The 9,598-nt window shown below is 73.2% G+C and carries 9 protein-coding genes; 1 reads left to right on the forward strand and 8 read right to left on the reverse strand.

From position 1 onward, the window contains the following. From AC2CHG_RS27305 to AC2CHG_RS27340, 8 genes are all read right to left on the reverse strand, one after another. On the reverse strand, window positions 1-1,396 hold a 1,396-nt coding region (locus AC2CHG_RS27305; RefSeq protein ID WP_484525882.1), incomplete at its 3' end, for an acetyl-CoA carboxylase biotin carboxylase subunit. A 68-nt stretch (window positions 1,397-1,464) separates the two neighbouring features. Continuing rightward, window positions 1,465-3,072 carry an acyl-CoA carboxylase subunit beta gene (locus tag AC2CHG_RS27310; protein WP_262013421.1) on the reverse strand — a complete coding sequence of 536 codons (1,608 nt, stop codon included), beginning with the start codon at window positions 3,070-3,072 and terminating at the stop codon, window positions 1,465-1,467. After that, on the reverse strand, window positions 3,069-4,208 hold the full coding sequence (locus AC2CHG_RS27315; protein ID WP_366620031.1) for an acyl-CoA dehydrogenase family protein: 1,140 nt from the start codon (window positions 4,206-4,208) through the stop codon (window positions 3,069-3,071). The genes AC2CHG_RS27310 and AC2CHG_RS27315 overlap by 4 nt, the downstream gene beginning before the upstream one ends. Then, window positions 4,205-5,881, reverse strand: a complete 1,677-nt coding sequence (locus AC2CHG_RS27320; protein ID WP_366620033.1) for an acyclic terpene utilization AtuA family protein — start codon at window positions 5,879-5,881, stop codon at window positions 4,205-4,207. The genes AC2CHG_RS27315 and AC2CHG_RS27320 overlap by 4 nt, the downstream gene beginning before the upstream one ends. Next, on the reverse strand, window positions 5,878-6,672 hold the full coding sequence (locus AC2CHG_RS27325; protein ID WP_366620035.1) for a TIGR03084 family metal-binding protein: 795 nt from the start codon (window positions 6,670-6,672) through the stop codon (window positions 5,878-5,880). The genes AC2CHG_RS27320 and AC2CHG_RS27325 overlap by 4 nt, the downstream gene beginning before the upstream one ends. A 33-nt stretch (window positions 6,673-6,705) precedes the next feature. After that, window positions 6,706-7,317 carry a TetR/AcrR family transcriptional regulator gene (locus AC2CHG_RS27330; protein ID WP_013289007.1) on the reverse strand — a complete coding sequence of 204 codons (612 nt, stop codon included), beginning with the start codon at window positions 7,315-7,317 and terminating at the stop codon, window positions 6,706-6,708. Between the two features lie 103 nt (window positions 7,318-7,420). Continuing rightward, window positions 7,421-8,164, reverse strand: a complete 744-nt coding sequence (locus AC2CHG_RS27335) for a metallophosphoesterase family protein (protein WP_262013417.1) — start codon at window positions 8,162-8,164, stop codon at window positions 7,421-7,423. Between the two features lie 158 nt (window positions 8,165-8,322). Then, window positions 8,323-9,000, reverse strand: a complete 678-nt coding sequence (locus tag AC2CHG_RS27340) for a Crp/Fnr family transcriptional regulator (protein ID WP_007466162.1) — start codon at window positions 8,998-9,000, stop codon at window positions 8,323-8,325. A 219-nt stretch (window positions 9,001-9,219) separates the two neighbouring features. Here AC2CHG_RS27340 and AC2CHG_RS27345 point away from each other — a divergent pair. Further along, window positions 9,220-9,598 (forward strand): adenosylcobinamide amidohydrolase (locus tag AC2CHG_RS27345; RefSeq protein WP_484525883.1); only part of this gene is annotated, 379 nt, incomplete at its 3' end.

Consider the following 9,598-nt stretch of genomic DNA (forward strand, 5'->3'; position numbering starts at 1 on the left):
CGGCGGCCCCGGCCAGCGCGGCGGCCAGCGCCGCGACCGGAAGCTGCTCGGCAGGCAGCAGCGGCGCGAACACCTCCGGGTGCCGGTCCAGGAAGCCGGTGTCCACGTCCACCGCGGCGAACTCCGGACTGCGCAGCACACGGACCAGCAGGTCCCGGTTGGTGGCCACGCCGTGCAGTTCGGCGCGGGCCAGCGCGCCGGCGAGCGCGCGGGCCGCCTCGGTGCGGGTGGGCGCCCAGGCGACGAGCTTCGCCAGCATCGAGTCGTAGTGCACGCTCACCGTCGAGCCGTCCACCACACCCGAGTCCAGGCGCAGCCCGCGGGCCGGACCGAACTCGGCGGCGACCCCGGGGATCGCGAACCGGTGCAGCGTGCCGGTGGCCGGACGGAAACCCTGAGCCGGGTCCTCGGCGCACAGCCGTACCTCGATGGCGTGACCGTCGGCCGGCGGCGTGGTGGTGACCGGCAGCGGCTCGCCCTCGGCGACGAGCAGTTGCAGCCGGACCAGGTCCAGCCCGGTGGTCAGCTCGGTGACCGGGTGCTCCACCTGGAGGCGGGTGTTCATCTCCAGGAAGTGCACCTGACCGTCCGGCGCGAGCAGGAACTCCACTGTGCCCGCGCCGACGTAGTCGACTGCGCGCCCGGCCGCCACCGCCGCCTCGTGCAGCGCCGCCCGTACGTCGTCGGGCAGCACACCCGGTGCCTCCTCGACGATCTTCTGGTGACGGCGCTGGATGGAGCAGTCGCGTACCCCGAGCGCCACGACGGTGCCGTGGGTGTCACCGAAGATCTGCACCTCGACGTGGCGGCCGCGTTCCACGTACCGCTCGATGAAGACCGTGCCGTCGCCGAACGCCGCCGCCGCCTCGCGGCGCGCGCCAGCGACGGCCTCGGCCAGGCCGGCCGCGTCGCGGACGATCCGCATGCCCCGGCCGCCGCCACCGGCGGCGGCCTTGACCAGCACCGGGAAGGCGGTGACCTCGGCCGGGTCGGTCCAGGTGGGCAGCATCGGCACGCCCGCGTCGGCGAGCAGCGCCTTGGCGGCCATCTTGTCGCCCATCGCCGCGATCGCCTTGGCCGACGGACCGATCCAGGTCAGGCCCGCGTCGGTCACCGCCGCGGCGAACTCGGCGTTCTCCGCCAGGAAGCCGTAGCCGGGGTGGACGGCGTCCGCGCCGGAGCGCCGGGCCGCGTCGAGGATGGCGTCGATGCGCAGGTACGTCTCGGCCGGCGTGTTCCCCGGCAGCCGTACGGCCTGGTCGGCGTCTGCGACGAACGGCGCGTCGGCGTCCGCGTCGGAGTGCACGGCGACGGTGGCCACGCCGAGGGCGCGGCAGGTGGCGAAGACCCGGCGGGCGATCTCGCCCCGGTTCGCAACCAGAAGCTTCGTGATCATTGGCGCTGAGCCTGCCTTTCGTTCGCGACTGCGGGACTCCGCTTCGCTGCGTTCCTCGCGCTCACAGGTCACATCCGGAAGACGCCGAAACCGTCGGCGCCCTTCACCGGTCCGTTGTGGATCGCCGACAGGCACAGCCCGAGGACGGTACGGGTGTCCCGGGGGTCGATCACCCCGTCGTCGTAGAGCCGCCCGGACAGGAACAGCGCCCCGGACTGCGACTCGATCTGCTGCTCGACCATCATCCGCATGGCGGCGTCGGTGTCCTCGTCGTACTCGCGTCCCCGGGCGGCGGCCGCCTGCCGGGCCACGATGGACAGCACGCCGGCGAGCTGCGCCGGACCCATCACCGCCGACTTCGCGTTCGGCCAGGTGAACAGGAACCGGGGCTCGTACGCGCGGCCGCACATGCCGTAGTTGCCGGCACCGTAGGAGGCACCCAGGTTGACAGTCAGGTGCGGCACCTTCGAGTTCGACACCGCGTTGATCATCAGGGCGCCGTGCTTGATGATGCCGCGCTGCTCGTACTCGGTGCCGACCATGTAGCCGGTGGTGTTCTGGAGGAAGACCAGCGGTGTGTCCGCCGCGTTGGCGAGCTGGATGAACTGGGCCGCCTTCTGCGCCTCCTGGCTGAACAGCACGCCCCGGGCGTTGGCGAGCACACCGACCGGGTAGCCGTGCAGCTCACCCCAGCCGGTCACCAGCGCGGTGCCGTAGCCGGGCTTGAACTCGTCGAACGCGCTGTCGTCGAGCACCCGGGCCAGCACCTCCCGTGGGTCGAACGGCACCTTCAGGTCGGCGCTGGCGATCCCGAGCAGCTCCTCCGGGTCGTACCGGGGTGGCAGCGGGTGGGGGTTGCGCGGCGGCGGGCCGTGCTTGCGCCAGTTGAGCCTGCGAACGCACTGCCGGGCCAGCCGGATGCCGTCGCGCTCGTCCTCGGCGAGGAAGTCGGCCAGGCCGGAGGTGGTGGCGTGCATCGCCGCGCCGCCGAGCGACTCGTCGTCGGTGACCTCGCCGGTGGCCATCTTCACCAGCGGCGGCCCGGCCAGGTAGACCTGCGAGCGGTCCCGGATCATGACGGTGAAGTCCGACATGCCCGGCACGTACGCGCCACCGGCGGTGGCGTTGCCGAAGACCACGCTCACGGTCGGGATCCGCTGCGCGGACAGCCGGGTCAGGTCACGGAACACCCGGCCGCCGGGAATGAAGATCTCCGCCTGGGTAGGCAGGTCGGCGCCGGCCGACTCGACCAGGTTCACCATCGGCAGCCGGTTGGCCGCCGCGATCTCACCCGCCCGCCGGGTCTTCGCCAGCGACCACGGGTTGATCGCGCCGCCGCGTACCGTCGGGTCGTTCGCCACGATCAGGCACTCGACGCCCTCGACCACGCCGATGCCGGTCACGGTGCTGGCGCCGACCGGGAAGTCGGTGCCGTACGCGGCCACCGACGACAACTCCAGGAACGGGCTGTCCGGGTCGAGCAGCAGCTCGATCCGCTCCCGGGGGAGCAGCTTGCCGCGACCGTGGTGGCGGGTCACGTACTTCTCGCCGCCACCGCCCCGGGCCTGGTCGAGCGCCTCCTCCAGCTCGGCCAGGCGTTCCAGCAGCGCCTCCCGGTTCGCGGTGAAGGCGGGCGCGGACGGGTCGATGGTGCTCTGCAGGACAGTCGTGCTCATAGGCCCATGCCCTTCGCGATGATCTCGTTCATGATCTCGGTGGTGCCGCCGCCGATGCCGAGCAGACGGGCGTCCCGGTAGTGCCGCTCCACCTCGGCGTCGCGCATGTAGCCGAAGCCGCCGTGCAGTTGCAGCGCCGCGTCGACCACCCAGTCGCAGGTGGCCACCGCCACGTTCTTCGCCATCGCCACCTCGGTCACCACCGGCTGGCCGGCGGCCACCCGCTCGGCGACGTCGTGCACGTACGCCCGCGCCGCGTCGGTGCGGCTGTGCATCTCGGCCAGCTTGTGCCGGACGACCTGGCGCCCGACGAGCGGCCGGCCGAACGTCTGGCGGTCCCGGCACCACTGCACCGACAGGTCCACGCAGCGCTGCGCGGTCGCGTACGCCTGGGTGGCGAGCGACAGTCGCTCGTTGGCGAACTGCTGCATGATGGCGAGGAATCCGGTGTCCTCCGGGCCGACCCGGTTCGTCACCGGCACCCGCACGTCGACGAAGGACAGCTCGGCGGTGTCGGAGCAGTGCCAGCCCAGCTTCTCCAGCCGCCGCCCCACCGTGAACCCGGGCGTGCCCTTGTCGATGACGAGCAGGCTGACCGAGCCCGAGCCGGGGAAGTCGGTGCAGACCGCAGTGGTGACGAAGTCGGCGCGGACGCCGCTGGTGATGTACGTCTTGGAGCCGTTTACCACGTAGTGGTCGCCGTCGCGTACCGCACAGGTGCGGATGCCCGCCACGTCCGAGCCGCCGTCCGGCTCGGTGATCGCCAGCGCGCCGATCATCGTCCCGGCGAGCGCCGGCCGGACGTACTTGTCGATCAGCCCTTCGTCCTGGGTCTCGACCATGTGCGGCAGCGCGATGCCGTGCGTGAACAGCGCGGCGACCAGCCCGGACGACCCGCCCGAGCGGATGATCTCCTCGGTGACGACCATCGAGTCGAGCAGGCCACCGCCGCTGCCGCCGACCGACTCCGGGAAGCCGATGCCGAGCAGCCCGATCTTGGCGGCGGTCTCGTGCAGCGACCGGGGCACCTCGCCCGCCCGTTCCCAGTCGGACAGGTGCGGCAGCACCTCGCGGGTCACGAACGAGCGGGTCAGCTCGCGCAGTTGGCGGCGTTCCGGCGTGTCCACGATGGTCATGACGGAACCTCCGTCGGTAGGTCGACCACCCGGGAGCGCAGCAGCTCGCCGAGCGCCTTGGCCTGGGGGTCGAACCGGGTGGACGCGGCCACGCCCTGCCCGAGCAGTCCGCGGATCACGAAGTTGACAGCGCGCAGGTTCGGCAGCTCGTACCGCTCGACGGTGAGCGCCGCGGTCTCCGGCAGCAGCTCGGCCAGCCGCTCCACGGTCAGCCAGTCGCGCAGCCACGGCCAGGTCGCGTCGGTACGCGCCCAGACGCCCAGGTTGGCGTCGCCACCCTTGTCGCCGGACCGCGCGCCGACCAGCTCACCGAGCGGCCCCCGCCGCGTCCCGTGCAAGGAAGGGCCCCCTGTTGACGCCTCGTGTTGTACAGGGGCCCCCTGCAAACCGCCCGTCACCGTCGGCGGCGCGATCGGCACCCGCTCGCCGGTGGGCAGCACCGCGACGTGCTCGACAGCGTCCTGCGCGATCGCGTCGGCGGTGAACACCCCGTACGGCGTCGCGTCGCCGGGCAGCGTGGTCAGCGTGCAGCCCGGGTAGGAGGCCAGCGCCAGCTCGACCGCCGCCGCCGAGAACGCCCGCCCGGCCCGCGACTTGTCGCCGTCACGCAGGTGTACGTGCAGCAGCGCGCTCGCCGCCTCGGTGTCGCCGGTGTCCGGGTGGTCGGTGCGGGCCAGCGTGAACTCCATCCCCTCCGTGCCGACCGACTCCTCGATCTGGCCCCGGACCAGTGCCGCCTTGGCCGGGATGTCCAGCCCGCACAGCACGAACGTCATCGAGTTGCGGAAGCCGCCCAGGTTGTTGACACCCACCTTGAGCGTGTCCGGAGGCGGCGTGCCGCGCACCCCGAGGACGCGTACCCGGTCCGGGCCCTCCTGTGCCAGCCGCACGGTGTCCAGCCGCGTCACCACGTCCGGGCCGAGGTAGTCCGGCCCGCCCACCTCGTACAGCAGCTGGGCGGTGACCGTCTCGACGGTGACCGCGCCGCCGGTGCCGGCGTGCTTGGTGAGCACCGACGAGCCGTCCGGGTGCAGCTCCGCGATCGGGAAGCCGGGGCGGTGCCCGCCGTCCGGTAGTTCGGTGAAGAAGCTGAAGTTGCCGCCGGTGACCTGCGCGCCGCACTCGATCAGGTGCCCGGCCACAGTCGCGCCGGCCAGCGCGTCGAGGTCGTCGCGGGTCCACCCGAAACGGGCGATCGCCGGGCCGACAGCCAGCGAGGCGTCGGTGACCCGCCCGGTGACCACCACGTCCGCGCCCGCGTCGAGGCAGGCCGCGATCCCGAACGCGCCCAGGTAGGCGTTCGCGGTCAGCGCGTCCGGCCGCTGGATCGCGTCGCCTTCGACGTACCCGACCCGGACCTGGAGGCCGAGCCGGTCGCCGAGCGACCGGATCGCGTCGGCCAGCCCGGCCGGGTTGAGGCCGCCCGCGTTGGTGACCAGCGTGACGCCGCGCTCCAGCGCGGTGCCGAGCACGCCCTCCGCCTGGCGCAGGAAGGTCTTGGCGTACCCGAGCGACGGGTCGCGCATCCGGTCCCGGCCGAGGATGAGCATGGTCAGTTCGGCCAGGTAGTCACCGGTCAGCACGTCCAGCTCGCCGCCGTCGAGCATCTCCCGCCAGGCGGAGAAGCGATCGCCGTAGAAGCCCGACGCGTTCCCGATCCGCAGCACGCTCATGAGGAGGTTCCGTTCGCCGGTTCGCGCTTGTCGCCGGGCGGGCCGGCGAACGCCTGGGCCACGTCCAGCCATTCGTCGGCCACCGGCCCGGTGGCGGCCAGGGCCAGGTCCGCGCGGTGCCGGCGCTGCGTGACGAGCAGGCAGAAGTCGAGTGCCGGGCCGGTCACCCGGTCGGCCGCGTCGGCCGGCCCGAACTCCCACACGTCACCGTCCGCGGGCGCGGTCAGCTCGACCCGCACCGGCACCGTGGGCACCTCGCGGCCATGGGCCGAGAAGCCGTGCCCGAGGGTACGGACGCCGAGGTGCGCGATGTGCCGCAGGCGCGCGGTCGGGGTACGGCTGACGCCCAGCGCGTCTGCCACGTCCTCGCCGTGCGCCCACGTCTCCATCAGCCGTGCGGTCGCCATCGAGGTGGGCGACATGCTGGTGCCGTACCAGGGGATCTTCTGCCCGGCCGGGACGGCGGCGAGCGCCCCGGCGAGCGCCGACCGGCCGGAACGCCAGCGGGTCAGCAGCGCGGCCGAGGGTGCGAGGAAGGACTCGGCGCCGTCCTCGACCAGGCGCGACGGGTCCGGCGCGGCCATCACCGAGGCGAAGAACGCGGACTCGTCGGTGGCCGCCAGGTAGGCGACGTGGTCGGTCCAGGCCAGGTGCGCGACCTGGTGTGCGACGGTCCAGCCCGGGGCCGGTGTCGGCTGCTCCCATCCTTCCGGCGGCAGGTCCGCGACGAGCGCGTCGAGCTGTTCGGACTCGGCGGCCAGATCCGCGAGCAGGGCTGTCAGGTCGACCATTGTGCCTCCGGGCGGGGGTGGGGCGTCAGGGGATCAGTGCCGCTCGCTCTCGGGGGTGAGCAGCGCGGCGAGCTGGCGTTTCCAGGTGTGCAGCAGGGCGGCGCGGCGGGGCGAGTCGTCGCTGAGCAGGTTGGCCACGCCGAGGCCGCGCAGCAGGTCGAGGGTGGCCTGCACCGACTCGCGTACGCCCGGCTTGCGTTCGTCCACACCGAGCAGCTCGACGGTGAGCCGGTGCATCTCGCGGCCGATCCGCGCCTCCAGCGGCACCAGCGCGGCGCGCAGCTCGGCGTCGGTACGCGCGGCCACCCACAGCTCCAGCGCGGCCACGAACAGCGGGCCGGTGAAGGAGGCGGCGAGCAGGTCGACCACGCCGTCGAGCCGCTTCGGGCCGACCGGCAGGTGCGCCGCCTCGGCGCGCAGCTCGGCCGCCCGGCGCTCGGTCAGGTGGGTGACTGCGGCGGTCACCAGCGCGGCCTTGGTGGGGTAGTGGTGCAGCTGGGCGCCCCGGGAGACGCCGGCGTGTGCCGCCACCACTGTCGTCGTGGTGCCGGACCAGCCGTGCTCCACCAGGCACTCGACGGTCGCCTCCAGCAGCCGGGCCTGGGTGGCACGGCTGCGCTCCTGCTGCGGAACTCGGCTCGACACGCAGACAGCGTGCCCCGCCCAAAACAAACAGTCAAGCCTGACTTTTTTGAAAGGAGGGCCCTTGTTGACGCCTGCGGTAGAGGAAGGGCCCCTTTTTAACGCCTCAGCGGCCGTCGCGCGGAGCGAAGACGGTGAGCGCGTCGGCGTCGGAGTGGCGGGAGCGGACGTACTCGTCGGCCCAGGCCGCCGCATCCGGGAACGTGGACTCGGCGGCGACCCGGGCGCAGGCGACGTCCACGTCGAAGCGGGTCCGGCGCAACTGCACGCCCGGGCCGAGCAGCGCCCACCAGGCGCCCGCGCCCCCGTACGGCATGCCGACGCTGCCCGGGTTCACCACCAGGCGACGGTCGGCCAGCCGGGTGAACGGCATGTGCGTGTGCCCGCAGACCACCGTGCCGACCTCGGCCGGCAGGCCGGCGAAGACCTCGGCCCAGCGGTCCAGCCGCGAGTCGACGAGCACGACCTCCTCGTCGTCGCGCGGGGTGGCGTGGCAGAACAACACGTCGCCCAGGCCGGTGACCGGCAGCGTGACCGATGGCGGCAGCGCGGCCAGCCGGGCCACCTGGTCGTCGCGGAGCTGCCCGGCGGCCCAGTTCGAGACCTCGATCGGGGAAGCCTTCCCGGCCCGGGCCTGCACCAGCTCCCGGTCGGCGTTCCCGCCGACCCAGCAGGCCCGGTCCCCGAGCGCGGTCAGCCGGTCCAGCACCTCGACCGGCTGCGGACCGGCGGCCAGGTCACCGGTGAGGACGATCAGGTCGGCGGCTGCCACGTCCGGCTCGGCCAGCACCGCTTCCAGCGCGGGCAGCACACCGTGGATGTCGGAGAGGACGGCGACGCGATCGGGCATCGTCCCAGCCTGGCGGCACCGGGGCGGGAGCACCAAGCGATTCTGCGGCGGGCAGAGCCGGCTCGCTCAGAGGCGACACCGGCCCGGCCTGTGCAGCAGAACGGCATCGACCCGGCTCCGCGCGGTGGCGGGCCGGGCCGGGAAGCCGGTACGGAGGATCAGACCCGCGCGCGGCGGGCCAGGCGCTCCGGGTCGAGGATGATGATGCTCTTGCCGTCCAGCCGCAGCCAGCCGCGCGAGGCGAAGTCGGCCAGCGCCTTGTTGACGGTCTCCCGGGAGGCGCCGACGAGCTGGGCGATCTCCTCCTGGGTGAGGTCGTGCGTCACGCGCAGCACGCCGCCGTCGCGGGTGCCGAACCGGCCGGCCATCTGGAGCAGGTTCTTGGCGACCCGGCCCGGTACGTCGGTGAAGATCAGGTCGGCGAGCGAGTCGTTGGTCCGGCGCAGCCGGCGGGCCAGCACCCGTAGCAGCTGCTCGGCGATCTCGGGCCGGTTGTTCAGCCACGGCCGCAGCGCCTGCTTGCGCAGCCGGACCAGACGGGTGTCGGTGACCGCCGTGGCCGTCGCCGTACGCGGACCGGGGTCGAAGAGCGACAGCTCACCCACCATGTCCGACGGGCCCATCACGGCGATCAGGTTCTGCCGGCCGTCCGCCGCGCGGCGACCCACCTTGATCTTGCCGGACAGGAGGATGTAGAGACTGTCGCCGGGCTCGCCCTCGTTGAACACGATCTCGCCCTTGCGGACCTCGATCGTCTCCATCTCCTTGGCGAGCGCCTCGGCAGCCTCCGGGTCGACACCCTGGAAGATCCCGCTGCGGGCCAGTACCTCGTCCATCGCGCACCTCCGCCTGCGCGTGCCGTCCGTCGGCCGGGTCCGCCGTCCGCTGATCCCTCGCGCGCCGCCAGTCTAGGCGCACATGAGCAGGAATCAGAGGTGCACCCCTGGAATCTTGATCGTTGGGCGTAACCCACCCGACCTGGGGAGCGGCTAAGATCCCGCCCCCGGCCCGGGCCGGCGCCACCCGTTCCCACCTGTGATCGTAGGGTGACCGGCGTGCTGTGTGAGCCGTTCCTGACCAGCCGGTCCGAATCCGGCTGGGACATCCCGCTGCTGGCGTGGCGGGCCGAGTCGCCGCTGCTCGCGGTCGGCTCCGCGCCGCTGGGCGGGGGGATCGGCGTCCGCCGGTGGGTGCTGAACGCGACGGTCCCCATGTCGTACGACCGGGACGACCCCGCCGCGCACCTGGCCGAGCTGGCGCACGGCCTCGACCTGGACGGGCCCGGGGTCGGGCTGCTGACCGGCGTGGACGTGAGCGAGGTGGTCCGCCGCACCGACGGCGGCGTCCGGGTCTGGGCGACTGTCGGCCTGGGCACGCCGGTCTGGGCCGCCGCCCCCGAGCCGTCCGCCGCCGCGCCCCACCCCGCCGCCGCAC

This window comes from Micromonospora sp. ATLC20 (genome assembly GCF_057196585.1).

Excerpts from the sequence above, each read along its gene's own strand:
- AC2CHG_RS27335 (WP_262013417.1), bottom strand. The coding sequence starts at position 8,164 with ATGCCCGATCGCGTCGCCGTCCTCTCCGACATCCACGGTGTGCTGCCC.
- AC2CHG_RS27340 (WP_007466162.1), bottom strand. The coding sequence starts at position 9,000 with ATGGACGAGGTACTGGCCCGCAGCGGGATCTTCCAGGGTGTCGACCCG.
- AC2CHG_RS27315 (WP_366620031.1), bottom strand. The coding sequence starts at position 4,208 with ATGACCATCGTGGACACGCCGGAACGCCGCCAACTGCGCGAGCTGACC.
- AC2CHG_RS27325 (WP_366620035.1), bottom strand. The coding sequence starts at position 6,672 with ATGGTCGACCTGACAGCCCTGCTCGCGGATCTGGCCGCCGAGTCCGAA.
- AC2CHG_RS27320 (WP_366620033.1), bottom strand. The coding sequence starts at position 5,881 with ATGAGCGTGCTGCGGATCGGGAACGCGTCGGGCTTCTACGGCGATCGC.
- AC2CHG_RS27310 (WP_262013421.1), bottom strand. The coding sequence starts at position 3,072 with ATGAGCACGACTGTCCTGCAGAGCACCATCGACCCGTCCGCGCCCGCC.